This is a genomic window from Xanthomonas euroxanthea, assembly GCF_900476395.1.
Taxonomy (GTDB): domain Bacteria; phylum Pseudomonadota; class Gammaproteobacteria; order Xanthomonadales; family Xanthomonadaceae; genus Xanthomonas; species Xanthomonas euroxanthea.
The window spans coordinates 94,797-117,270 of sequence record NZ_UIHB01000006.1; the positions used below are offsets into that span (position 1 = coordinate 94,797).

24 protein-coding genes, 1 tRNA gene and 3 pseudogenes are annotated in these 22,474 nt (G+C 64.8%); 12 read left to right on the forward strand and 16 right to left on the reverse strand.

Features of this window, described 5'->3' with window-relative positions:
- Window positions 1-45 precede the first annotated feature (45 nt).
- Window positions 46-1,323: an O-antigen ligase family protein gene (locus CPBF1521_RS17695; protein ID WP_115677805.1), complete on the forward strand. Its 1,278-nt coding sequence runs from the start codon at window positions 46-48 to the stop codon at window positions 1,321-1,323.
- A gap of 119 nt (window positions 1,324-1,442) precedes the next feature.
- On the opposite strand, the gene CPBF1521_RS17700 is transcribed toward CPBF1521_RS17695, so the two are convergent.
- Window positions 1,443-2,267, reverse strand: coding sequence for a glycosyltransferase family 2 protein (locus CPBF1521_RS17700; RefSeq protein WP_104650058.1), 825 nt, complete (start codon window positions 2,265-2,267; stop codon window positions 1,443-1,445).
- Between CPBF1521_RS17700 and CPBF1521_RS17705 the strand changes: the two genes are divergently transcribed.
- On the forward strand, window positions 2,268-3,326 hold the full coding sequence (locus CPBF1521_RS17705) for a CDP-glycerol glycerophosphotransferase family protein (protein ID WP_115677806.1): 1,059 nt from the start codon (window positions 2,268-2,270) through the stop codon (window positions 3,324-3,326).
- A gap of 90 nt (window positions 3,327-3,416) precedes the next feature.
- Here CPBF1521_RS17705 and CPBF1521_RS17710 read toward each other — a convergent pair whose 3' ends face one another.
- The 3 genes from CPBF1521_RS17710 to ribA all read right to left on the reverse strand — a co-directional run bounded on the left by CPBF1521_RS17710 (window position 3,417) and on the right by ribA (window position 6,668).
- Window positions 3,417-4,922, reverse strand: coding sequence for a PH domain-containing protein (locus CPBF1521_RS17710; protein WP_115677807.1), 1,506 nt, complete (start codon window positions 4,920-4,922; stop codon window positions 3,417-3,419).
- Window positions 4,919-5,395 carry a PH domain-containing protein gene (locus tag CPBF1521_RS17715; protein WP_104584141.1) on the reverse strand — a complete coding sequence of 159 codons (477 nt, stop codon included), beginning with the start codon at window positions 5,393-5,395 and terminating at the stop codon, window positions 4,919-4,921. Before CPBF1521_RS17715 ends, CPBF1521_RS17710 begins: the two co-directional genes overlap by 4 nt.
- Before the next feature lie 139 nt (window positions 5,396-5,534).
- The gene (gene ribA, locus CPBF1521_RS17720; RefSeq protein ID WP_115677808.1) at window positions 5,535-6,668 is read right to left on the reverse strand and encodes a GTP cyclohydrolase II RibA; all 1,134 of its coding nucleotides are present in this window, start codon (window positions 6,666-6,668) and stop codon (window positions 5,535-5,537) included.
- A 243-nt stretch (window positions 6,669-6,911) separates the two neighbouring features.
- Between ribA and CPBF1521_RS17725 the strand changes: the two genes are divergently transcribed.
- The gene (locus tag CPBF1521_RS17725) at window positions 6,912-7,433 is read left to right on the forward strand and encodes a GNAT family N-acetyltransferase (protein WP_115677809.1); all 522 of its coding nucleotides are present in this window, start codon (window positions 6,912-6,914) and stop codon (window positions 7,431-7,433) included.
- Between the two features lie 76 nt (window positions 7,434-7,509).
- Here CPBF1521_RS17725 and CPBF1521_RS17730 read toward each other — a convergent pair whose 3' ends face one another.
- A complete protein-coding gene (locus tag CPBF1521_RS17730; protein ID WP_181901282.1) occupies window positions 7,510-8,526 on the reverse strand; it encodes a lauroyl acyltransferase in 1,017 nt (338 codons plus the stop codon).
- Here CPBF1521_RS17730 and dtd point away from each other — a divergent pair.
- The 5 genes and pseudogenes from dtd (at window position 8,525) to CPBF1521_RS21795 (ending at window position 12,211) form a co-directional block, all read left to right on the forward strand.
- A complete protein-coding gene (gene dtd, locus CPBF1521_RS17735; protein WP_115677810.1) occupies window positions 8,525-8,965 on the forward strand; it encodes a D-aminoacyl-tRNA deacylase in 441 nt (146 codons plus the stop codon). The genes CPBF1521_RS17730 and dtd overlap by 2 nt on opposite strands.
- Window positions 8,966-9,072: 107 nt before the next feature.
- Window positions 9,073-10,947, forward strand: coding sequence for an RNA polymerase sigma factor RpoD (gene rpoD / locus CPBF1521_RS17740; protein WP_016902493.1), 1,875 nt, complete (start codon window positions 9,073-9,075; stop codon window positions 10,945-10,947).
- A 185-nt stretch (window positions 10,948-11,132) separates the two neighbouring features.
- Window positions 11,133-11,446 (forward strand): annotated as a pseudogene (locus CPBF1521_RS17745) (hypothetical protein).
- Window positions 11,447-11,731: 285 nt separating this feature from the next.
- Window positions 11,732-11,807, forward strand: a tRNA-Ile gene (locus tag CPBF1521_RS17750).
- Window positions 11,808-11,938: 131 nt separating this feature from the next.
- Window positions 11,939-12,211, forward strand: coding sequence for an Arm DNA-binding domain-containing protein (locus CPBF1521_RS21795; RefSeq protein ID WP_328589318.1), 273 nt, complete (start codon window positions 11,939-11,941; stop codon window positions 12,209-12,211).
- On the opposite strand, the pseudogene CPBF1521_RS21580 reads toward CPBF1521_RS21795, so the two are convergent.
- From CPBF1521_RS21580 to CPBF1521_RS17795, 9 genes and pseudogenes are all read right to left on the reverse strand, one after another.
- Window positions 12,103-12,671 (reverse strand): annotated as a pseudogene (locus CPBF1521_RS21580) (BCCT family transporter). The gene CPBF1521_RS21795 and the pseudogene CPBF1521_RS21580 sit on opposite strands and share 109 nt — an antisense overlap.
- The gene (locus CPBF1521_RS21735) at window positions 12,668-12,802 is read right to left on the reverse strand and encodes a hypothetical protein (RefSeq protein WP_258077601.1); all 135 of its coding nucleotides are present in this window, start codon (window positions 12,800-12,802) and stop codon (window positions 12,668-12,670) included. Before CPBF1521_RS21735 ends, CPBF1521_RS21580 begins: the two are co-directional and overlap by 4 nt.
- Window positions 12,803-12,974: 172 nt before the next feature.
- Complete coding sequence (locus CPBF1521_RS17765) at window positions 12,975-13,961, reverse strand: NADPH:quinone oxidoreductase family protein (RefSeq protein WP_104583149.1); 987 nt, start codon at window positions 13,959-13,961, stop codon at window positions 12,975-12,977.
- Window positions 13,962-13,977: 16 nt separating this feature from the next.
- Window positions 13,978-14,823: an NADPH-dependent F420 reductase gene (locus CPBF1521_RS17770; RefSeq protein WP_235858488.1), complete on the reverse strand. Its 846-nt coding sequence runs from the start codon at window positions 14,821-14,823 to the stop codon at window positions 13,978-13,980.
- Window positions 14,745-15,500, reverse strand: a pseudogene (locus CPBF1521_RS17775) (NADPH-dependent F420 reductase); the annotation flags it as partial. The pseudogene CPBF1521_RS17775 and the gene CPBF1521_RS17770, both read right to left, overlap by 79 nt.
- Window positions 15,501-15,530: 30 nt before the next feature.
- Entirely contained in the window at window positions 15,531-15,962 is a 432-nt protein-coding gene (locus CPBF1521_RS17780; RefSeq protein WP_115677813.1) for a MarR family winged helix-turn-helix transcriptional regulator, read from the reverse strand.
- Window positions 15,963-16,312: 350 nt separating this feature from the next.
- Window positions 16,313-16,591 (reverse strand): hypothetical protein, encoded by a 279-nt coding sequence (locus tag CPBF1521_RS17785; RefSeq protein WP_166767532.1) that lies wholly within the window; start codon window positions 16,589-16,591, stop codon window positions 16,313-16,315.
- Entirely contained in the window at window positions 16,588-16,806 is a 219-nt protein-coding gene (locus CPBF1521_RS17790) for a hypothetical protein (protein WP_115677814.1), read from the reverse strand. The genes CPBF1521_RS17785 and CPBF1521_RS17790 overlap by 4 nt, the downstream gene beginning before the upstream one ends.
- A gap of 82 nt (window positions 16,807-16,888) precedes the next feature.
- Window positions 16,889-17,101 carry a hypothetical protein gene (locus CPBF1521_RS17795; RefSeq protein ID WP_147295472.1) on the reverse strand — a complete coding sequence of 71 codons (213 nt, stop codon included), beginning with the start codon at window positions 17,099-17,101 and terminating at the stop codon, window positions 16,889-16,891.
- 302 nt (window positions 17,102-17,403) lie between these two features.
- On the opposite strand from CPBF1521_RS17795, the gene CPBF1521_RS17800 reads away from it, so the two are divergent.
- A complete protein-coding gene (locus CPBF1521_RS17800; RefSeq protein WP_104583154.1) occupies window positions 17,404-17,667 on the forward strand; it encodes a type II toxin-antitoxin system TacA family antitoxin in 264 nt (87 codons plus the stop codon).
- Window positions 17,668-17,671: 4 nt separating this feature from the next.
- Entirely contained in the window at window positions 17,672-18,160 is a 489-nt protein-coding gene (locus tag CPBF1521_RS17805) for a GNAT family N-acetyltransferase (RefSeq protein WP_115677815.1), read from the forward strand.
- 100 nt (window positions 18,161-18,260) lie between these two features.
- Here the strand turns inward: CPBF1521_RS17805 and CPBF1521_RS17810 are convergent, their stop codons facing one another.
- Window positions 18,261-19,154, reverse strand: a complete 894-nt coding sequence (locus CPBF1521_RS17810) for an NAD(P)/FAD-dependent oxidoreductase (protein WP_115677816.1) — start codon at window positions 19,152-19,154, stop codon at window positions 18,261-18,263.
- Window positions 19,155-19,303: 149 nt separating this feature from the next.
- Here CPBF1521_RS17810 and CPBF1521_RS17815 point away from each other — a divergent pair, with 149 nt between their 5' ends.
- A complete protein-coding gene (locus CPBF1521_RS17815; protein ID WP_115677817.1) occupies window positions 19,304-19,951 on the forward strand; it encodes a TetR/AcrR family transcriptional regulator in 648 nt (215 codons plus the stop codon).
- Window positions 19,952-20,347: 396 nt separating this feature from the next.
- On the opposite strand, the gene CPBF1521_RS17820 is transcribed toward CPBF1521_RS17815, so the two are convergent.
- Window positions 20,348-21,451 (reverse strand): alkene reductase, encoded by a 1,104-nt coding sequence (locus CPBF1521_RS17820; protein WP_115677818.1) that lies wholly within the window; start codon window positions 21,449-21,451, stop codon window positions 20,348-20,350.
- 110 nt (window positions 21,452-21,561) lie between these two features.
- On the opposite strand from CPBF1521_RS17820, the gene CPBF1521_RS17825 reads away from it, so the two are divergent.
- Window positions 21,562-22,470 carry a LysR family transcriptional regulator gene (locus CPBF1521_RS17825; RefSeq protein WP_104583159.1) on the forward strand — a complete coding sequence of 303 codons (909 nt, stop codon included), beginning with the start codon at window positions 21,562-21,564 and terminating at the stop codon, window positions 22,468-22,470.
- Window positions 22,471-22,474 lie beyond the last annotated feature (4 nt).

Consider the following 22,474-nt stretch of genomic DNA (forward strand, 5'->3'; position numbering starts at 1 on the left):
TGACGCGTGCCGCCCGATTCACCCCCATTCGCCACCGATGTCTGAATGAATTCCTTGCCCACCCAGCCCGCTGCACTTTCCTCCTCGGCCCCCATTGCATCACCGGCAGGTGTGGGCATTGCCGAACTGGGTGTCTTTGCGTTGACCGCGCTGGTGGTCAACATGCCGAGCGGCTTGCTGCCCTTCGGGCTGTGCCTGCTGCTTGGCTCGCTGGTGGGCTGGCGCAGCCTGCGCGCAGGCGTTGCCATGCGCCCCTGGTCGCTGCGCGCGCTGGGGTGGTTGGCCGCAGCGGTGATCGCGATGTCGCTGCTGTCGATCGTGCTGTTCGAACACGGGCTGCGCGATGTCGACAACCGCTCGCGCTTTCTGGTGCTGCCGTGGGCGGCGGTGTGGGCGTACGCCCTGCAGCCGCGCCAGATCTGGCTATGGCGCGGCGCGTTGGCCGGCGTGTTCGCGGCAATGGTGATCGCCATGTTGCAGGTGATGAACGGGGCCCCCCGCGCCGAAGGCTGGACCAATGCGATCGTGTTTGCCGATATCGCGCTGATGCTGCTGGTGGTGGCGGTGTTCTGCCGTCCGGTCGGCCACGTGCGCTGGCTGGTGGGCGCGGCCATCGCCACGGTGGTGGTGATCGTACTCAGCGGCAGTCGCGGGGTGTGGTTGTCGTTGCTGGTGACCCTGGGCGTGCTGATCTGGGGCGCGCCCTGGCAGAGCGCACGCCTGCGCTTGCTGACCTTCGTCGGCGGTGCGGTGCTGGCGGTGGGCGTGGTGCTCAGCGTGCCGGCCTTGACCGAGCAGATGCGCCTGGGCGAGTTGCAGAGCGACCTGCGGCGCTACGAGGTCGGCGACAGCGACTCGTCTGCCGGTGCCCGTATCGAACGGCTGCACGTGGCCTGGGATACCTTGCGCGCGCATCCGCTGACCGGCATCGGCGTCGGGCGCTTCGACGATGCAATGCGCGAGTTGCCGGTGTGCGCCGGCGACACCTGGCTGCTGCGCTGTCATCTGGGCCATGCGCACAACGATCTGGCCGAGTGGGGCGCCACCCAGGGGGTTCCGGGGCTGTTGCTGTTGTTTGCGGTCTACGGCGTGCCGTTGTGGATCTTCGTGCGGCTGCATCGACGCAGCGGCCAGCGCCAGTTCCGCGGGCCGGCAGCGGCCGGTGTGATGATCGTGGTGAGCTATGCCCTGTGCGGACTGACCCAGTCGATGTTTGCGCACCAGGTGTCGGCCAGCTTCTACACGGCGATGGTCGGTGTGCTGGTCGGCCTGGCAGCGCGCCAGGCGCAGGCATACTCGGTGCGAGCGGCCGACAAGGCCTAGCGAGCGGCCTTGCGGTGGGTGGTGGGCTCGGCCCATCATCGGATAGGTGACTGTTGGCTCGGAGCGCCGACCTGGCGGCGGGCGCAGCCGTCGCGGCGGTCGCATGCGGGTCGCTGCGTTCAGCCGTCGCGGCGATCGTCCACGCGCGGCGGATCCTGCACCGGTTGGTTGTGCTGCAGCAGCCATAACATGATGGTCTTCTGGCGCACGTAGTTGGCGCGGACATAGGCGTAGATCAAGCCGTGCCAGCCATCGCGAAACCCGCCACGCAGCAGGTAGCCGCGCCAGAAGCGCCAGGCCGGTGCCAGCACCAGCTTGCTCCAGGTCGCACGCTTGCCGCGCGCGTAGTCGTGCTCGGCCATCATCTGCGCGTAGCGCTGGGTCTTGGCCAGTTGCTGCGCCAGCGAGCGGTAGGGGTAGTGGATCAGGTCGCCCGCCAGGGTCATGACCGCCCCGTCGACACTGGCCGCTTCGTGGATCTCGCGCTTGCCGCGCCAGCCGCCGCGGCGTCGATCGAACAGGCGCAGCACCCGATCCGGATAGGCATTGCCATGGCGCAGGAACCGGCCGAAATAATCCGACAGCCGTGCGAAGCGATAGCCGGCCGCGCCGGCAAAACCGCCATCGCGCGCGGCAATGATCGATGCCCGCAAGCCATCGCTGACGCGTTCGTCGGCATCCAGGCACAGCACCCAGTCATGGCTGGCCTGCGCCACGCAGAACGCCTTCTGGCTGCGATAGCCATCGAAGGTACGTTGCAGGACGCGTGCGCCATGTGCGGTGGCCAGCGTCACGGTGGCATCGGTGGAGCCGGAGTCCACCACCACGACCTCGTCGCAGAACGCCAGCGAGCGCAGGCAGTCGCGTAGGCGATCGGCCTCGTTGAACGCGATAATGCAGGCGCTGATGCGCGGCCGTTCGTCGGGTGCGGTCGAAGAGGACATGTGATGGCTCAATACCTGCTGTTCGCAACGGAGCGTTACGCGTTGCCTATTCTGGCGCCATTGGCGCAGGCATTACAGGCCCGCGGGCACGCCGTGTCGGCCTGGTTCGAGGGTGGTGCGCGCGGGCTGGTGTTGCCGGATGTGCGCCAGGTCGGCCTGCGCGAGGCGCTGGCATTGCGCCCGCAGGCGGTGTTCAGCGCGGCCAACTGGGTGCCGCCGTTCATTGCCGGTGCCAAGGTGCAGCTGTTCCATGGTTTCAACGTGCAGAAACGCGAAGACAACCGTGGGCACTTCCGCGTGCGTGGACTGTTCGATCTGTATTGCACGCAGGGCCCGGCCACCACGGCGCCGTTTCGCGCACTCGCCGCGCGCGAAGGGCATTTCGCGGTGGTCGAAACCGGCTGGCCCAAGCTCGACCCGGTGTTTCGCGACGATGGCGGACGCGGCGCGGCACTGCGCGCGCCCGCCAACGGGCGGCCGGTGATCCTGTTCGGCTCCACGTTTACCGAGCGCCTGAGCGCCGCGCCCGCGCTCTACGAGCAGATCGCCGCCGATATCGCGCGCGGTGCGCATTACTGGCTGCTGACCCTGCACCCGAAGTGCGCGCCGGAGCTGTTCGATCGCTATCGCGCGCTGGCCGGGCCGCATGCATGCTTTGTCGAACCCGAACAGGTCATGGCCGCGCAGCGTGCGGCCGATGTGCTGGTGTCGGATACCTCATCGATCGTGTCCGAGTTCGTGGTGCAGCACAAACCGGTGGTGACCTTCCGCAACCGCGTGCCGCAGCCGCACATGCTGGACTTCCAGCAGCCCGGGCAATTACCGCAGCAGCTGGCGCGCGCGTTGGCGCCGGATGCGGCGCTGCGCAGTGCGCTGGCCAGTTATGCCGATGCGATCCATCCGTACCGCGACGGGCAATCGTCGGAGCGGGTGATTGCAGCGACCGAGGACTTCATCGCCGGCAAGCTCGGTCCACTGCGGCGCAAGCCGCTGGGCGCAGTGTGGCGCGGCCTGCAGATCCGCCGCGAACTCGGATACTGGGGCCGGTCCCGGCGCTGAAACCGGGGTTTGATCAGTGGCTCCAAGTGGCTGCCTATCAGCAGTCTTCAACCAATCCCCAATCCCGATTCCCGATTCCCGATTCCCAACTCACCAACGCAACTTGCGCCGCGTCAACGCGGCACCCAACCGGGCCTGCAGCGCCTGCGCCTGCGCCAACGGCACAAAGCGCAGGCGCAACCCCGGGCCGGTCGGGCTGGCGCCGGCGGTGTCCAGCCACAGCGTTGCGGTGCCGGACAGGCGATCCAGCGGTGAGCGTTGCAGTTGCAGCGCCTGCAGCTTGTCCAGCTCGGCCAGCCGCCACCAGCGTTTCCACCAGCCGCCGCGCACGGCGACAAACCGCGCATCCACCGCATAGCCCATGCGGTGCACCTGGCGATGCGCCTTGAACGCACTCCACGGCAACCACAGCAGCAACCACGCCGCCTGGTTGCCGAATTGCCAGGCCAGGCCGCCCACCAGCGGCAGCAGCACCAACAGCGTGGGCAGGCTCAATCGCCACCAGCAATGCGTGGCGATCGCCTGCCACTGCGCAGGCGGCCAGGCAATCCCCGGCAGCAGGCGCTGCAACAAGGCATCGCAGCGCTGCGGGTCGGCGATCGGCGCAAGCTCCTTCAATGCGCTGCCTTCGCTGTCGGCGGTGCCGGCCACGGCGGTCTCCACCCGCAACTGGCGACGGCCGAACAGGCGATGCAGGCGGCTTTCGTACAACGTCCACGACTGGATGCGCCGCAGCGCCACACTGCTGCGGATGCGCGTCAGCAGGCCGCGCTCCACGGTCAGGCGGCGCTCGGATTGGCTGAGGTGGAAGCCGTGGTACTGCGCCACCGCCAGGGCCACCGACAAGGCGCGCATCGCGATCAGCACGGCCAGGGTGCCGAGCACCACCAGGGTCGCGGCGACGGCCGTCCCCGGATGGACCTGGCTGACATAGCGGTATGCCAGCTCGCCGTTGTGCTCGACGAAGTTGGACACCGTGCGGCGCGGGATCATCTGGTAGATCACGCCGAAGCTGGCAGCCACCACCACCATGCCGCGATTGGAGATCAGCCCCAGCCGGATCACTTCGCCCATCGGCAGGCGCAGCAAGCTGTTGCTGTCGGCCTCGGGCTGCGGCGTCGTGGCGTCGGCATCATGTGTGCGGCGACGGATCAGGTCTTCCAGCGCCAGCGCCTGGTCCAGCCGCAGCACGCGCATTTCCGCTTCGGGCTTGTGGCCACCGGCCGATTCCAGCCGCACTTCGGCCACCCCGGCCAGCCGGTGCAGCAGCGATTGATGCACCACCACGTTGTGGATGCGCGCGAACGGGATATCGCGCCGGCTGCGTTCCAGCAGCCCGCTGCGGATCGCCACGCCATCGGTACCGATGCGGTAGCGGTAGGTGAAATAGCGCAGCACCGAGATCGCCACCAGCACCGTCATCACCACGCCGGTGGCGATGTGGTCGGCCGAGTCGCGGCTGCCATCGCGGCTGCCGAACAGGATCAACGCCGCCAGCGGAATCAGGAACTGGCGGATCTGCTGCAACAGCACGAACACCCACGACAACGGATGCAGGCGCTGCTCGTCCTGGCCGGGATGTTCGATGGCACTCACAGCGCGTCGTCGTCGTGATCGAGTTGGCGGGCGAGGCGGTCGCGCAGGCGTTCGGCATCGCCCTGATCCAGGCCGGACAACGCCACCGCGTTGAGCCGGCTGCCGGCGGTATGCACCACCAGCGTGGTCAGCCCGGTGGCGCGTTCGATCGGGCCGCGGCGCAGGTCCACGTGCTGCACGCGCGAAATCGGAATGCGCGTGTCGCTCTGCCAGAGATGACCGCGTTGCAGCGCCAGCCCGTGGTGGTCGAGTTTCCAGTGGGTGAGTCGATGCCGCTTGACCGCGAACCACGCACCCAGCAGCGCGGCAACCACGGTCAGGCCCAGCACCAGCGGCCAGTGATGCCAGGCGTGCAACCCCGTGGCGGTCACGCCGGCCGCGATCAGCCCGGCACATCCGCCGCCCAGTGCGCCGTTGACGCCGGCCACATAGGCCCCGCGCTGCGGTAGCGGTTGCCACTGCGTGTGGTCCACGGCCGGACCCTCTGCCGGCGCGGCGGTGACGATGACCTCGGGGTGCGGCGGTGGAGCGTCGTGCACAAGGCTGGCCTGCAGAAGCGGTGCGCAAGCATAGCCGGGCGCCGAGGGCGGGCGCATCCGGCGCAGGCGGCGCTTACTGTGCGGCCAGGATCAGCGCGTCCACATCCAGCGCATGCCCGGCGCGCGCGGCCTTGGTACGCAGGTACTGCTCGTTTTCCGCAGTGATGTCGCCGGTCACCGGGATGCGGTCTTCGACCGCGATACCGGCCGCGCGCAGGCGCTCGGCCTTGGCGGGATTGTTGGTCAGCAGCCGGATCCGGCCGATCCCCAGGCCGCGCAGCATCGCCACCGCACTGCCGTAGCGGCGCTCGTCCGGGCCAAAGCCCAGTTGCGCGTCGGCGTCGATGGTGTCCAGGCCGGCATGCTGGTAGCCGTACGCGCGCATCTTGGCGGCGATGCCGGTGCCGCGGCCTTCCTGGTCCAGGTACAGCAGCACGCCGCCGCCGAGGTCCTTCAGCTTGGCCAGGCCATGCCGCAGCTGGTCGCCGCAATCGCATTTGAGCGAGCCGAACAGATCTCCGGTCAGGCAGGAGGAATGCACGCGCACCGGCACTGCGGCCGACAGGTCGGGCTGGCCGACCACGATCGCCACCTGGTCGCGCTGCGCCACCCCGCCGCGGAACACCACGAACTCGCTCATCCCCAGCCCGCGCAACGGCACCGGCGTGCGGGTGACCAACTCGTAGCCGGCCGCGGCGGATGTGGCGCAACCGCTGGCCAGATCGTCCAGTGCCAGCGACTGGCAGCCGGCGAAGGCGGCCTGGTCGTCCGCGTCGTGCAGCTCCACCGCCAGCATCGCCGGCAGCAGCAGTCCCAGCCGCGCGATCTCCACCGCGCCTGCGTCCAGCGCATCGCCCGCGGTCCACTGCGTCGGGACCGGGGTGTCGCGCAGGTAGGCCAGGGCCGCGAGCTGGTCGTAGTCATGCTCGGCCAGTGCCACGCGTGCGCCCTGCGGTGCGTTTAGGCCCAGCACCTGGGCACGGGTCGGGGTGACGAACAGATAGTGCCGCCGCTGCGCCGCACGTGCGAAGGCCGCATACGACTGCGCGGTGCTGCTGTCCAATGCCAGTACCGCGCGTGCCTGCCCGTTGGCCGCGGTCAGCAGCACCGGGCGGCCGGCGCGCAGCTCGGAGGCGGCGCGCTCGCAGCGGATCGCCGCCGGATCACCGAAGGCCTGTGCGCTGGAGGAGGGGGCGGGGCTGCTCATGCACGACTCCAGATGGGGATTGCCACGGCCGCTTCAAGGCGGACGCCGCCGCGGCCACTGCCTGCCGCATGCAGCCATTGTCGCGTGGTTCGCAATCGCCAGTCGCCACGGCCGGGTGGAACGCTGCATCCAGCGCCCGCCGTTTGAGTTGTACGGCAGGCGTGGATTGGTTGCATGCCGGCTGCGTTGTTCATCGCCGGGCAATGCCTTTTAATCCCAGGACCCCTGCCCGTATCGGATCCCATGTCTCTTATCGACTGCAGCGAAGACCGCCACGCCAGCGCCATCCTGGACATCTTCAACGACGCCATCGCCACCTCCACCGCGTTGTACGACTACAAGCCGCGGCCGCCGGAAAGCATGGTCGGCTGGTTTGCCACCAAGCGTGCAGGCGGCTTTCCGGTGATCGGGGTGGAAGCGGCCGACGGCAGCCTGATGGGCTTTGCCAGCTACGGCACCTTCCGCGCCTGGCCGGCGTTCAAGTACAGCGTCGAGCATTCGGTCTACGTGCACCGCGACCATCGCGGCAAGGGCCTGGGACGCCTCCTGTTGCAGGGTGTGATCGCGGCGGCAGAACAGCGCGGCGTGCATGTGCTGGTCGGCGGCATCGATGCCAGCAATCAGGCCAGCATCGCCTTGCACGAACAATTCGGCTTCACCCACGCCGGCACCGTGCGCGAGGCCGGTTTCAAGTTCGGCCGTTGGCTGGACCTGGCGTTCTATCAGCGCATCCTGGCCACCCCGGCCGATCCGCACGACGATTGAGCCTGCGACGGTGGTTGCCGACGCCGCAACGGCGGCGGCACTTTGCGCAAGCGGATCTGTCTGCAGCCCGCCGCGGTCAGTGCGGATGCCGCTCGGTCGCATATGGATTGGCCTCGCCGCTGCCCGGCGGGCGTAGCGTGTAGCGCTTGTAGGTCCATTGGTATTGCGCCGGGTCGCGCCGGGCGATCTGTTCGATGCCTGCGTTGAGCGCGCTGGCGGCGCGCACCGGGTCGGCGTCGGCCACTGCAGGGTCGGCCGGCTGCACATGCAGCGCAAACTGCAGGTCACCGCCGGCGCGTTCGCACCAGCCATACAGCACGATCGCGCCGGTGCGCTCGGCAAGCCGGTTGACCAGGGTCATGGTCAGGGCGGGGATGCCGAAGAACGGCGCAAACACGCCATCGCCCATTTTCGGCTGCTGGTCGGGCAGGATGCCGACCGCACCGCCGTCCTTGAGCACCTTGAACAACTGCCGCACCGCCGGGCCTTCGGCGCGCACCTGGCGCACGTTGTCGCCGCCACGGGCCAGTTGCAGGAAGCCGTCCACCGTGTCCGATTCCGGCGGGCGGTACACGATGGCGATCGGCCCGCGTTCGGACAGCCACTGGTTGAGCAGCTCCCAGTTGCCGAAGTGCGGCGCGGCCACGATGACGCCGCGCCCGGAGGCCAGCGCCGCGTCGTAGAGTTCCTGGCCATTGCGCTGCAGCCGCGCCAGGTTCTCGGCCGGCGGGCGGGTCCAGGTACGCAGCACTTCCAGCGTCTGCCGCGCGGTCGACCGCAGCACCTGCGCATGCAGCTGCGCGCGCTGGCCGGCATCCAGTTCCGGGTACGCCAGCTCCAGGTTGCGGCGTGTCACGCGGGCCTCGCGTGCATCGAGCTTGCGCCAGCTCCAGGCCAGCGCATCGGCCACACGTTTGAGCAGCGGCCACGGCAGGCGGCCCACGGTGGCGGCGGTGGCGTAGAGCAGGCGGGCACGGACATCGGGTTTCATCTGCGCAATTCTAAACAGCGCGGCCGGCCAAGGCCCGCGCGTGACAGCACGGGCGGCGCTGGGCATGCTGCGCGGCACGGTTTGCTGCCTGAGAGTGCCCATGCTTGCGCTGATCCAACGCGTCACCCGCGCCGCAGTCACGGTCGATGCGCAGACCGTCGGGCAGATCGGTCCCGGGCTGCTGGCGCTGGTCGGGGTCGAGCCCGGCGACAGCGACGCGCAGATCCGGCGCCTGGCCGAGCGCCTGCTCGGCTACCGCGTGTTCGCCGACGACACCGGCAAGATGAACCACTCACTCGCCGACACCGGCGGCGGCCTGCTGCTGGTCAGCCAGTTCACCCTGGCCGCGGACACCCGTTCCGGCAATCGCCCCGGCTTCAGCACGGCGGCGCCGCCTGTGGAGGCTGAACGGGCGTTCAATCAATTGGTGGCGATCTGCCGGCAAAAACATCGCGGCGGGGTGGAAACCGGGCGCTTCGGGGCCCATATGGTTGTCGACCTGGTCAACGATGGCCCGGTGACTTTCCTTCTCAGACCCTAGAAACCCACGTCCACCAGCGGTCCTGTCTTGAATCCGGCAGACCGGGCTTCACGCTGGTATAATGCTAGGTTCTCTTTCCAATCTCAAAGCCGGTGGCGCGAGCACTCATGGCCAACGAACGTCCTGCCCAGCAATCCGACATCAAGCTACTGATCAGCAAGGGCCTGGAACAGGGCTATCTGACCTACGCCGAAGTCAATGACCACCTGCCCGACGACCTGGTCGACCCGGAGCAGATCGAAGACATCATCAGCATGATCAACGGCATGGGCATCGATGTCCATGAAGTTGCGCCCGATGCTGAAACCCTGTTGCTCAACGATGGCAACACCGGCAACCGCGAGGTTGACGACACCGCAGCCGAAGAAGCTGCCGCCGCGCTGACCGCGCTCGACACCGAAGGTGGCCGCACCACCGACCCGGTGCGCATGTACATGCGCGAAATGGGCACGGTCGAGCTGCTGACCCGCGAAGGCGAAATCGCCATCGCCAAGCGTATCGAAGAAGGCCTGAGCCAGGTCCAGGCAGCACTGGGCGTGTTCCCGCTGTCGACCGAAATGCTGCTGGCCGATTACGAAGCGCACAAGGAAGGCAAGAAGCGTCTGGCCGAGATCGTGGTCGGCTTCAACGACCTGATCGAAGAAGCCGACGCCGCCGCTGCCGCGCTGGCCGCCGCCGGCCCCGTCGCCGTGGACGAAGACGCGGTCGATGAAGACGACGACGAAGACGGCGATGACGACGCTGCCGAGGAAGAGGCCGGCCCGACCGGTCCGGACCCGGTGGAAGTGGCCACGCGCATGGAGAACCTGGCCAACGAATACGCCAAGTTCAAGAAGATCTATGCCAAGAACGGCGCCGAGCACAAGCTGGTGGTCAAGGCCCGCGAGGACATGGCCGCCATCTTCACCACGCTCAAGCTGCCGCTGCCGCTGACCGATGCGCTGGTCACCCAGCTGCGTGGCGTGGTCAACGGCATCAAGGACCACGAGCGCAAGGTGCTGCACCTGGCCACCACCGTGGCACGCATGCCGCGCAAGGATTTCATCCGCTCCTGGGAAGGCAACCAGACCAACCTGGAATGGGTGGAAGACGCACTCAAGCGCAAGCAGAAGTGGTCGTCGGCGCTGCGCGACGTCAAGGACCAGATCGTCTCCGAGCAGCAGGGCTCGATCGAGATGGAGAAGGCCAACTACCTGACCCTGGGCGAGATCAAGGAGATCAGCCGCGCGATGGCCTATGGCGAAGCCAAGGCACGCAAGGCCAAGAAGGAAATGGTCGAGGCCAACCTGCGCCTGGTCATCTCCATCGCCAAGAAGTACACCAACCGCGGCTTGCAGTTCCTCGACCTGATCCAGGAAGGCAACATCGGCCTGATGAAGGCCGTGGACAAGTTCGAATACCGTCGCGGTTACAAGTTCTCGACGTATGCAACGTGGTGGATCCGTCAGGCCATCACCCGTTCGATCGCCGATCAGGCGCGCACCATCCGTATTCCGGTGCACATGATCGAAACGATCAACAAGTTGAACCGCATTTCCCGCCAGATGCTCCAGCAGTTCGGCCGCGAGGCCACGCCGGAGGAGCTGGCCAAGGAAATGGACATGCCCGAGGACAAGATCCGCAAGGTGATGAAGATCGCAAAGGAGCCGATCTCGATGGAAACCCCGATCGGCGACGACGAGGATTCGCATCTGGGCGACTTCATCGAGGACACCAACGTGGAGTCCCCGATCGACAACACCACCAACATCAATCTCTCCGAGACGGTGCGTGACGTGCTGGCAGGCCTGACCCCGCGCGAGGCCAAGGTGCTGCGGATGCGCTTCGGTATCGACATGAATACCGATCACACGCTGGAAGAAGTCGGCAAGCAGTTCGACGTCACCCGCGAGCGGATTCGTCAGATAGAGGCCAAGGCGTTGCGCAAGCTGCGTCACCCGAGCCGTTCGGAGCAGCTGCGCTCGTTCCTGGACATCGACTGATCCGGTCGTCGTACCGGTGCAGTGATCACACAACAGCCCCGCACTTGCGGGGCTGTTGCGTTGTGGGACGTATCGCAGGCTATGCTTGTTGGGTGAACGTTTGCCGAACCAAGATGCGTCGGGGATGGCGCAGCTGACGTTCACGCCTCGGCGACGAAGCCAGACAGCGGCGCAACATGAAGCCGATGTTTGTTCCAGGCTCACGTGACGTTCTAGCCGTGGCTTCTAAGTTGATGGACGAATGGAACGAGGCCGTCGTATGAGCAGGCAAAGCCGGTTTGAAACCACCACATACCGCGAGCACGAGATTCGCGTACGCGCCGAGCAGGCGTCCCCTGGCGCCAGGTGGACGCTGTGGGTCGACGTGTATGCATTGGGCGGCAAACGCCAGCCACGCATCAGTGGCCGGGAAGCGGGCTGGGAGACCTACCAGGAAGCCATCGCGCAGGGATTCCGTGCGGGCCGGCAGCTGGTCGATGCGCAGCTTGAGGTGGCTTAGAGGCTGAGATTGGGGAGTGGGGATTCGGAAGTGCTGAGGTGCTGATTGCTGGGTGCCGGTAGCTACCGGATCTTGCACCGCCAATGGTGCGCAGCGCACCCTGACCGCGTCCAGATTCAAGAGCCCGGCTTGCGCCGGGCTTTTTTGTGCGGGCAAGCGCAGGTGGGTGCACGCGCTTGTCCTCATCGACGCCGGATGTCAGCAGACAGCAACGCGCGCGGACAGGTAAACTTTCGCCTCAGCTGGACGGTCCGACATGCCCCGCATCTCGCCACCCACCCTGCTGGGCCTATAGCTCAACGGTTAGAGCAGAGGACTCATAATCCTTTGGTTCCAGGTTCGAATCCTGGTGGGCCCACCAAAAAGCAGTCCAGTGACGTCCGAGTTAGTCCAAGGCTCGCGGGAAACTACTCGAAAATAGCTGTTTTGGGTCTTTTGACTTCCAGTGGTATCCAGTTGCATCCGGCGACATAGTGAGTCGGGCTGTGAGTCGTGGAGCGGCAACGGGTTGCTCCGACTCACAAATATCTGACTCCCCTGCTCACGGATGCCAAGCTTCGCGCGCTCAAACCTAAAGTGGCCGCCTTTCGGGTGGCGGACTCGAACGGCCTCTGCATAGAGGTTCGTCCCACGGCCTCGAAGGCTTGGCGCCACCGCTATCGGTATGCCGGCAAGCCACGCATTGTGACCATCGGCGAATACCCAGCCATGTCGTTGATGCCGGCGCGCGCGGAGCGCGTGCTGACCTCCAGGCCGAAAAGATAGTTCAAGCCGGCGTTGATCTGCATGACCCCCAGGCCGAGCGAGGTGGCCAGGCCGAAGATAGTCCCTAGCGCGGCGGACGTATCCACTGCGTATCCGAGCGGGCCGTGGATGCGATCTCCAATCAGCGGGTAGAGCGCAGATCGCACGCGCAGCGGCAGGTTGTGCCGATACGCGAAGTAGGCCAGGGAAAGTGCGACGACAGCATAGATCGCCCAGGCATGGATGCCCCACTGGAAGAAAGTGATGCGCATCGCCTGGCGCGCCGCCGCCGCCGATTCCGGCACGCCGACCGGCGGAGTGCGTAATGCGTGATGGATTCGGCGACGCCGAAGAACATCAGCCCGATGCCCATGCCTGCAGCGAACAGCATTGCAAACCAAAAGCCATAGTTGCAATCCGGTGGACGGTGGTCCGGCCCCAGCTTGATGCGACCATAACCGCTCACCGCAACCCCGATCACGAATACAGGAATCCGGCGACAGCCAGGATGGTGAACCAGCCGGCATCGTTGGCGGCCCAGGTCTTGGCCGCAGTGAACCAGCGGGTAGCGACTGCTGGCGCAAAGGCAGCTAGTGCAAGCAGGGCGATCACGATTCGGCGCCATGCCGGGAGTTGTTGTTACGGCTGATGCGGTAAGCCCTGCGGGTACACACTGACGCTTCGCAGATTGGATAGCTTTTCACTGTGCGCCACTTCAGCGTCGTCAATGTCGGGCGGGGGCGGGCCGCTCCCGTTACTCCCCCCTCAGCGTGCTGTGTCGGAGTCAGTTCACGCCGACTCGTGCGATCAGCTTGCCACTCACCCCACCCCCGAGGTGCTCCAGGGCCTGAGGCACATCAGCGAAGGCCACGACTTGGTCGATGGGCATCGAGATTTTTCCCTCCGAGAAAAACTTACCGAGGACAGTGACGGCATCTTCTTGTTCTTCGGGGGTACGCACGCTGTGCAGTGCACCGGTGACGGAGATGCCTAGCGTTAGGATCTTGAGCGGCTCGATCCTAGGGAAATCTGCCCCGCCTGCAAAACCAACCAGGACGTATCGCCCGCCGATGGCTATTGCCTCGAGCGCCGGTTCCGCCAGTGGATTGCCAACCGTGTCGTACACGATGTCGGCGCCTTTGCCGTTGGTGATCTTGCGTACTTGTTCGCTCAGTGACTCCGTACCGGTCACGATCACGTGGTCAGCTCCTTGTCGGGTGCAGAATGCGGCTTTATCAGCGCTTCTGACGGTCGCAATCACCCTGAGGCCCAGCGCTTTGCCAAGCTGGATTGCTGTCGAACCTGTGCCACCACTTCCGCCCAGCACCAACAGAGTCTCGCCGACGCCCGCGCGAGCGCGATTGACTAGTCCTACATAGGCTACGTGAAACGTGCCGAGAAACGCCGCGGCCTGCTCGTCCGGCATGTCATCGGCTGCAGGTACCGCTCCATCACTCGGCGAGATGCAGTACTCGGCCAATCCACCCGAACCACTCATGAAATTGGCGCCGCCGATCACACGCGTGCCGACGGGGAAGGGATATCCAGGCCCGGCCACCTCCACGATCCCCACCACTTCCTGGCCTGGCGTCACCGGTGGCTGCGGAGTCAAGAAGTAACGCCCTTCCAGCATCATGCGGTCTGGCAGACCGATGTTCGTCGCCAGTACCTTGAGCAGGGCCTCTCCGGGCCCAGGGCTGGGTATGTCAACGTCAACCAGCTCCAGCACATCGCTGGGTTTTCCGAAGGAGCTCGCCTGCCACGCCTTCATATGCATCTCCAAATTATTAAATGAACAGTGCACGCGCGATTTTGACCACCGTTTCTGCATCGGGGGATGCGCGCTCGCCCACGCGCTCGGCAAACACCTGCGCCGACAGGTCACGGCGCTTGGGCAGGCGGTCCCGCTCTGCAGACGCTAGTGCAGGCCCCATCTCGTCGAAAGTCAGGTCGGTGATGTACACCGGCGAGCCGGGTTGCTGGCGCCAAGAATCGGCGAGACATCCAGCGTAGAAGCCATCAAATCCGGTGTCTTCCACCAAGCGCAAGGCAATTTCCTGATCCTGTGGCCGGTCTGCCGAGACGGGAAGGGCAATGCGCCCCTGCTCACCCTTGCCGCGCCCGTTGATTTCGAAAGACAGCATTCCAATGGAGTTCCACGCCTTGGCGATGGGCCTGCCGAAGTAGTCACGTACCCATTCGCTTTCTGCCTTGTCACCATCAAGTTCAGGATTGACGGGGTCGCGTCCGGGGAAGTAGTTAGAAATATCAATGACCGTTGTCTGCTCGGGCAGGCCCGCTACCAAGTGCCTGATCTTCTCGAAGCCGGGATGGGGCATGGCCAGGATGACCACGTCCACATCCTGGAGCGCTCCTTCTGCTGTTGCGGCATGTGCGCCCGTCTCAAGAATTTCTTCAGCGATGCTGCCAGGGCCGCGGGAGTTTGCGACCTTGACGTCATGCCCCGCTGCGGCGAGTTTCCGGGCTAGGACTCGACCCATGAACCCGGTTCCAAGTATTCCTATCTTCATGGCAATAGAACCTCTTGTTGGTGTTACATCTGTAGTGCGCGACTGATCCTGGTGATCGTGCAGGCGTCTGGATTGACCCCGTGACCGAACCGCTCTGCAAATATCGCGACCGACAAGTCGCGACGTTTGGGAAGCCGGTCGCGCTCGGCCGCAGCGAGTGCAGCACCGATTTCTGGGTAGGTGAGATGGGTGCAATACGCTGGCGAGCCGGGCTGCTGTCGCCAGGAGTGCTCAAGCACGCCTGCGTCGAAGCCATCGAAGCCGGTATCGTTTACCAGTGCCATTGCCACTTGCCGGTCACGGGCACGGTCGGCGGCGACAGGGATGGCGATGCGTCCGGGATGTCCCTGTGGTCGGCCGCACTCGGCAAAAGGCGCCGCAGCGACGGCGTTCCATGCTTTGACAATGGGCCGGCCGAAGAAGTCCTGGACCCACTGGCTCTCGACGGCGCCAGACTCAATCGCAGGATTGACCCGATCCCGTTGGGGGAAGTAGTTCGATGTATCGATCACCGACGTCTGCGCGGGGAGCGGTGTAACGAGGCGTTTCGCCTCGGCAAAGCCGGCGTGTGGCATCGACAGGATCAGAACTTCGACACCGTTCGCAGCTGCCTCGGCGATGGCCGCCTGCGCTCCAGTTGCCAATGCATGCAGATCAACCGTCTCAGGGCCACGCGAATTGGCAACTTTCACGAAGTGTCCAGCCGCAGCCAGCTTCCGCGCGAGCGTCGTACCGATACTGCCCGCGCCCAGAATTCCTATTTTCATATGGTTCTTCTTATCCTCATTGGCGGCATCCTTAGATGCCGATCATTCCGGCGCTGGGTGGGCCAGCCCTTCGAGGGTTTTGCACAGCGACTGGATCTGCGCCTCCGTCAACTGACAGGCTGCTTTGATCTGGCCGTTAACCGCACGGATCTCACGTTCTATCGCTCGGCTGGCGTCAGTAAGGTCGACCAGCACCCGACGTTCGTCGTCCAGGTCACGTGTGCGGGTCACCATGCCAGCGACCTGCAGGCGCTTCAGCAGCGGGGTGAGCGTGCCTGGATCCATTCCAAGGTGGGACCCCAATTCGCCTACGGTCTGTGGGGCACCGTCTAGCAGGTTCAGGATGACCAGGTACTGGGGGAAGGTCAGGCCCAGTGGTTCCAATAGGGGCTTATGCAGCCGCGTCACTCGGCCAGCCGCGCCATAGAGCGCGAACGAGAGCTGCTCACCTACGCTCTGCTGTTTCCGTGCCATAGTTGGCCTGCATTTATTTTGTGCACCATATAACGGTACACGATTTAATGGCAACTTGGCTATTGAGCTCGACGCTCAAAATTGACGTGCCAGCCAACCTCATCAACAACCTCAAGAGGTACAGCCCGGAAATTAGCGTAGCCAAGTGACTGTCAAATAAGCTCACTTGTGCTGCCTCATAATCCTTTGGTTCCAGGTTCGAATCCTGGTGGACCACCACTAGAAAGCAGGCACTTGGACGCGCGCCCAAGTGCCTTTTTTGTGGCTCGGAAACTATCGGGGAACGTCGTGTTCTTCTTCGCTGATCGCGGAGTCGGCGTCTTCTGGATAAGCAATCGCGTGCGCGGTATTCATCGTGCCGCTCCGTTGCGGCGCGCCTGCCTGCGCAGCCAGGTGAGCACATCCACTGCCGGGTCCTCATGCATGCAGACATGCAGCCGGCCCAGCACCACGCTGTGCGCATCGCTGCCGGGCAATATGTCATCAAGGCCAGCGGCTTCGCAGGCGATCAGGACCGGCGGCAGATCGGGTTGCGCGTGGGAATGCAGCATGGCCAGCACATAGCCCTGCATCATCTCGAAGCTGAGGGTGACGCCCGTGCAGACGCGGAACTGTTTGCGCGTGCTCATCGCCGCACCTGCGCATGCAAGGCGTCGACTGCAGCGAGCGCTGCTTCGCAGTCTGCAAACGTGAGGGCGTGGACGGCCTTGCCTGTATTTGCGGGGCGTGCCAACCAGCTCAGCCACGCGGTATGGCTGCATTCGAAGGTATTGGCGATCAGGCCGACATGCTGGGCGATCTGACGCGCCGCAGACGCGGGTGTTTGTTGGGTGTTGTAGAACATGGTGCTGACTCCAGTTCGATGAGCGAACCATCCACCACGCCGCCAAGCAGGGTGGACGACCGAACGGGGTTGGCGGACCGGGTCAGCGCCGGCAGGCTTTGCAGCCTCCCCGTCCGACCGTCCATAAAAACAGACAACGCCGGGCACGAAAAAGCCGCAGAGCATGCTCAATGCGGCTTTCGCCGCTGACAGTCAGGCCGCCAAGCCCGGTCGCCGATGATGCGGCGACGCACGCATCCTCGCTCCAGCTCATGGCGCGTGTCAACGAGAAAGCATTGGAGTTGGCAGAGCTCATTTCGAGAAACTCCGGCACTACGTAGGCGTGCCTGACGCTCTTTCGGGCTGGGCGCCGTAGCCGGCGAGCGAGCACACGCGTTGCAGGTCAAGGCAGGCAACCATGTCGTCCAACCTCTGATGCCAGGCACTGGCCAAAGCGCCCGTCTGCTCGCTAGCGGTTGTCACGCGCACCGCCTGTCTGCTGTCTTGTCCAAGCCACCAAGGTCGTTGAAGGTCCACCACGACGCCCGCCTGGGGCGGGGCTGGTCATTTGACACGGGCGGACTGTACGGTAATATTCCGTACAAATAGGAGCTTGCAATGACCAACGCCGCTGCCCGTCTCGACCTGCGATTGAACCCTGCCGACAAGGCGAGGATTTCCCGTGCCGCCGATCTGCGTGGCGTGCCACTTTCGGCCTTTGTGCGTGATGCGGTCATGCGCGAGGCGGAGAGCGTCATGGCCGCCGAGTTGACAGTGACGTTGTCGGCGGAGGAATCCAAGCGATTCCTGAAAGCCTTGGACGCACCCTTCCAGCCCAATGCCAAGTTGAGGAAGGCGCTCGCCCGCGTCGCGCAGGGCTAAGTGCGTGCTAATCGTTGAGCAACTCCAGCCAGAGCGGCACGACCGCAACGGTTTCAGCTGCGGGGAGTCGACACTGGATGCGTATCTGCGGCGGCAGGCGGTGCAGCATCACCGCGATGGCATCAGCACGACCCATGTCCTGGTGGATGATGAGGTTGCTGGCAACATTCTGGGCTACTACACCTTGTCAGCGGCCCAGCTCTTGCTGACAGCGTTACAGGAGCAGGATCGCAAGCGCCTGCCCAACTACCCGGTGCCCGCGATCCGGATGGGACGCTTGGCGGTTTCATCAGCAGAGCAGGGTAAGGGGCATGGGGATTACCTGCTGGCACATGCGATCGCTCGTTGCTTGAGTCTGCGAGAGCAGTTGGGCGTGCGAGTGCTGCTGGTGGATGCCTTGCATACGAAGGCAGCCGGGTTCTACAAGAGCTACGGATTCCGTGAGGCTGCAGAGAGTGCGCTGACACTGTATCTGCCGTTGGGGACTTCGTAGTCGGGCCCAACGTCGTTGTTGAGACCCTCGGCCGCTGCAATGCGTGGAAGCCGCGATGTGGCAGATCGAAGGTGATGTGCTCCACATTCGTCGGTCTGTCTCAAACCAGCATCGATTGCTGGGCGGCGATACCCGCCGTGGCGCCCTGCCATGATGCAGTGGTGACCGAGGCCATTCCGGGATTGGCGAGGTCGCCTGCGGCGTAGATGCCGGGCATGCTGGTTTCGCGGCGCTCGTCGACCTTGAGCGCGATGCCGGTTGGCGTATCGACCGTGGCCAGGCCCAGCGATTCGTGCAGGCTTGCAGATGGCGTGGTGCGCGGATGCGCAAACAGGATATCGACCGCAACGTCGGAGCCGTCATCGATGCTGATGGTGGCACCGTGGTCCCCGTGACGGGCAATCCCGGTCATCCGGCCATCGGCCACAGGCACGTTGCGGCTTGCCAGATCGGCCCGTAGCTCGGGTGCGATGGCATGGCCATCGGCAAAGACCGTCAGCCTGTCAGTCCAATCGTGGAACAGCCGGACCTGGTGCATCGACTGCGGGCCGGACCAGACCAGGCCCCAATGTTGCGAGGCGACTTCGAAGCCATCGCAGTAAGGGCAGGGTACGATGGATGTCCCCCAGCTTTCGGCATAGCCCGGCACCGCGGGCATCTGGTCGACGACGCCATAGCTCAGGATCAGGCGACGCGCCTTCAGGCTTTCGTGATCGTCGGTGAGCACGCAGAAATCGTCGATAACGCCTGACACCCGCTCGGCCCGCGCATCGATCAGCCTGATCGTTGGGTAGCGCGTCAGTTGCTGCCGGGCCTCGACCAGGATGTCCAGCGGTGGCTTGTGATCGTGGCCGAGCACGCCGTGCGAGTGTCCGGCAAAGCGGTTACGCGGCCGGCCGGTGTCCAGGACAGTGACCTTGCGGCGGGCACGGCCAAGCTGCAGGGCGGCGGCGAGACCTGCAAAGCTGCCGCCGATGATGATGACGTCATCCATAGGAATAGGTTCCGAGCTGTCAATGAAAGAGGCCGCCGGCCTGGCGAAACGCCTGGAGCTGGAAACGCGCCAGCCTGCGGGTTGCCATTTTTGGTACTGGTTAGTATCCTAAATACAGAATTAGGATACTGTCAAGGACTCAAATTCGAGTGGCCCAGAACAGTCAAAGCCGGCGCGGCCGGCCAACCAATGCGGCGCTTGGTCAAACGATCATCGACGCTGCCTATGCGCTTTTTGTGGAACTGGGCTTCCAGGCGACCACATTGGACAAGGTCGCCCAGCGGGCGAAGATCTCCAAGCTCAGCATCTACCGGCACTTCGAGAGCAAGGAGGCGTTGTTCAGCGCGGCCATCGCAGACCGGTGCCACCAATTTGCGCCGCAGATGTTTTCTGAAAGCGTCGACGGCTCGGCTGAAGATCAACTGATGGCCGTTGGATCATCGCTGCTTCGCACCCTGTTGAGCCCGGATGTCCGCAGCGTTGAAGCCATGGTCATGGCCGACAAGACCAACCAGAAGTCCTTGAGCAGGCTCCACTACGAGGGCGGCCCCGCGTATGTCATTGCCCAAATCGCGGCGTTGTTACGTCAGTTGCATGAGCGGGCACTGCTGGACGTGCCCGATCCTCTCGGGTCCGCGCGCTTGTTTGCAGCGCTTTTCAAGGGAGCTGACCTGCTGATCATCGCGCGCTTCGATGCGCGGAAAGCAGAAGACAGCCATGAAATCGAGTCCTACTGCCGGTCGGCTGTCGGAATGTTCGTCGCCGCCCATGGTGGCAGGCGCCACGCGCCTGGATAGCGCTGTGCTCTGCAGCCGGCTCAGCGGTCTGCAGGCGTTTGATTTGAGCTTGGCCGGGAAATCGCCGCGAAATTAGCTGCGCCTGGGCGGTCTTGCCGTCGGCAGCGCATGGTCTTGGTGGTCATCGTTGCCAGTGTCACGCGCCACCTGGCATTCGGCGCCCGTTGCCCAGCGTTTGTGCGCGCGCTATTGCAGGTCGATGGCGCGCCGCCGGCAATCACGCATGCCGCCAGCGCAAGGGACGACGCGTCACTCGCGTCCACCTCCATGCGCGCTGCAGCCCCGCGCAGGAGCATGCCGCTGCGCGCTGCGATATCCCATGAGGCGAGTTCGCATGGCGCAGCGGCAGCTGCCGGCGGTGCATCGACGCGGTGGATGCATCTTGTCAGGTTGCGATCAGGTTGCGGCCGGATAGTCGATGTAACCCTCTGCACCGCCGCCGTAGTAGGTGTCGCGATCCGGAGTGGCGAGCGGGACACCTGTCTGCAGGCGGGCGACGAGGTCCGGGTTTGCAATGAAAGGCTGGCCGAACGCGGCCAGGTCGATCCCCCCCTGGTCGATCAACCGAGTGGCCCATTCCAGGGTCAATTTGCCTGCAAGGATCACGGTGCCGCCGTAGCTGCGCTTGAACGCTGCGAGGAACGTTTCGCTCATGTCGGGAGAGCCGTTTGCGTGGTTGTCGTTCAGATGCACATACGCAAGCCCGCGCTTGGCCAGTTCTTCGGCCAGGTACAGGTAGCTGGCCTCGCTCTCCGCGTATGCGGGCATGTCGAATTGGCGATTGTTCGGTGCAAGGCGGATTCCCACCTTGCGCGAGCCGATGCGCGCTGCCACTGCATCCACGGTCTCGAGGATGAGCCGCGCCCTGTTCTGCAGCGAGCCGCCGTAGGCGTCGACACGGTCGTTGGTGATCGGGTTGAGGAACTGCTCGAAGAGGTAGCCGTTGGCCGCGTGGATCTCGATGCCGTCGAAGCCCGCATCGATCGCGCGTTGGGCCGCCTGTTCGAAATCCCTGACGATGCCCGGCACTTCTTCGGTCTCGAGCGCGCGCGCCGGGCTGGGCTCAGCCGTCCCCCGCGTTCCGTCCTCGCGGTAGATGAATGCAAAGCTCTTGGAGCTGGATGCAACCGGGCGCGTGCTCGCGCTCACCGGATCGGCGCCATTGGGCTGTAGCGAGGTATGCGACATGCGGCCCACATGCCACAGCTGGGCGAAGATCTTGCCCTGCCGCGCATGCACTGCATCGGTCACCACCTTCCAGCCGGCAACCTGCTCCTGCGACCAGATGCCGGGCACATCGATATAGCCCTGGCCTTGCTGCGAGACAGGCGTGCCCTCGCTGACAATCAGGCCTGCGCTCGCGCGTTGGCCGTAATACGTGGCCGTCAATGCGTTCGCAACGTATTCCGGATTGCGGGCGCGGGTCATCGGTGCCATCACGATGCGGTTGCTCAGCCGGGTGTCGCCGAGATCGAAGGGTTGGAAAATCGTTGATGTCATGGGGGGAGGTATTTGGTGGGGAGGGCTAAAGAAGGTATGGTTGACTTCGATGCACATAAAGGTGCCAGGAGTCCCGCCATTGGGGACAACAATTCTCCAACGGAGGTCGGATGATTCCTGTCGAGACACTCAATGGGCTGGTCACCTTCGTCACCGCGGCCCGTTCCAGCACGTTCACCGAGGCGGCCGCGTCGCTGGGGATCTCGCGCTCGGCGGTGGGCAAGGCAATCGCCCGCCTGGAGGCGCGGCTGCGCGTGCGCCTGTTCCATCGCACCACGCGCCGCATCGCGCTCACCGCCGACGGCGAATCCTATTTCGCCGCATGCGCTGCTGCGTTGGAAGAGATCGCCAGTGCAGAAGCCGGCCTGGCCTCGCAGTCGTCATTGCCCACCGGCCGGCTGCGGGTGGACATGCCGTCGTCTTTCGGCCGCCACGTCATGTTGCCGATCCTGCTCCGCATCGGCGCAGCGCATCCCGACCTCCATTACACGCTCTCCTTCAACGACCATCTGATCGACCCGGCCCAGGAAGGCATCGACCTGACGATCCGGTTTGGCGGACTCGAAAGTTCGGGTGGCCTGGTGGCACGCAAGCTGGGACGCCAGCGCCTGGTGTTATGCGCATCACCCGCGTATCTCGCCGCGCACGGCACTCCTCGCACGATCAAGGACCTGCAGGCGCATCGCAGCGTCGTGGGCTTCCGCAATGGCCAGCCTGTCGGCTGGCGGTTTGGCGGCAAGGTGGCCGACCGCGATTTCGTACCTGAAGGAACGCACCAGTTGAATGACGGGGACGCTGTCATCGACGCTGCGATCGGAGGTCTGGGCATCTGCCAGATGCCGATCTCGCTGGTGCGCCCGCACATCCAGTCGGGCAGCTTGCGTCTCGTCCTGGAAGAGTGCACGGGCTATTGCATCGAAATCTACGCGCTCTGGCCGCGCACGCGCCACTTGCGCCCGAAGGTGCGCTACGTGGTGGACGAGTTGGTGCGGCTTGCTGCGATCGGCACCTTCGACTGAGAAA

Bases quoted from the DNA above. Each gene is read 5' to 3' on its own strand.
- CPBF1521_RS17730 (WP_181901282.1), bottom strand. From the start codon at position 8,526: ATGGGCACTCTCAGGCAGCAAACCGTGCCGCGCAGCATGCCCAGCGCC.
- rpoD (WP_016902493.1), top strand. From the start codon at position 9,073: ATGGCCAACGAACGTCCTGCCCAGCAATCCGACATCAAGCTACTGATC.
- CPBF1521_RS17825 (WP_104583159.1), top strand. From the start codon at position 21,562: ATGATTCCTGTCGAGACACTCAATGGGCTGGTCACCTTCGTCACCGCG.
- CPBF1521_RS17790 (WP_115677814.1), bottom strand. From the start codon at position 16,806: ATGTTCTACAACACCCAACAAACACCCGCGTCTGCGGCGCGTCAGATC.
- CPBF1521_RS17780 (WP_115677813.1), bottom strand. From the start codon at position 15,962: ATGGCACGGAAACAGCAGAGCGTAGGTGAGCAGCTCTCGTTCGCGCTC.
- CPBF1521_RS17700 (WP_104650058.1), bottom strand. From the start codon at position 2,267: ATGTCCTCTTCGACCGCACCCGACGAACGGCCGCGCATCAGCGCCTGC.
- CPBF1521_RS17800 (WP_104583154.1), top strand. From the start codon at position 17,404: ATGACCAACGCCGCTGCCCGTCTCGACCTGCGATTGAACCCTGCCGAC.
- dtd (WP_115677810.1), top strand. From the start codon at position 8,525: ATGCTTGCGCTGATCCAACGCGTCACCCGCGCCGCAGTCACGGTCGAT.
- CPBF1521_RS17810 (WP_115677816.1), bottom strand. From the start codon at position 19,154: ATGGATGACGTCATCATCATCGGCGGCAGCTTTGCAGGTCTCGCCGCC.
- ribA (WP_115677808.1), bottom strand. From the start codon at position 6,668: ATGAGCAGCCCCGCCCCCTCCTCCAGCGCACAGGCCTTCGGTGATCCG.
- CPBF1521_RS17795 (WP_147295472.1), bottom strand. From the start codon at position 17,101: ATGAGCTCTGCCAACTCCAATGCTTTCTCGTTGACACGCGCCATGAGC.
- CPBF1521_RS17785 (WP_166767532.1), bottom strand. From the start codon at position 16,591: ATGAGCACGCGCAAACAGTTCCGCGTCTGCACGGGCGTCACCCTCAGC.
- CPBF1521_RS17765 (WP_104583149.1), bottom strand. From the start codon at position 13,961: ATGAAGGCGTGGCAGGCGAGCTCCTTCGGAAAACCCAGCGATGTGCTG.
- CPBF1521_RS17695 (WP_115677805.1), top strand. From the start codon at position 46: ATGAATTCCTTGCCCACCCAGCCCGCTGCACTTTCCTCCTCGGCCCCC.
- CPBF1521_RS17725 (WP_115677809.1), top strand. From the start codon at position 6,912: ATGTCTCTTATCGACTGCAGCGAAGACCGCCACGCCAGCGCCATCCTG.
- CPBF1521_RS17820 (WP_115677818.1), bottom strand. From the start codon at position 21,451: ATGACATCAACGATTTTCCAACCCTTCGATCTCGGCGACACCCGGCTG.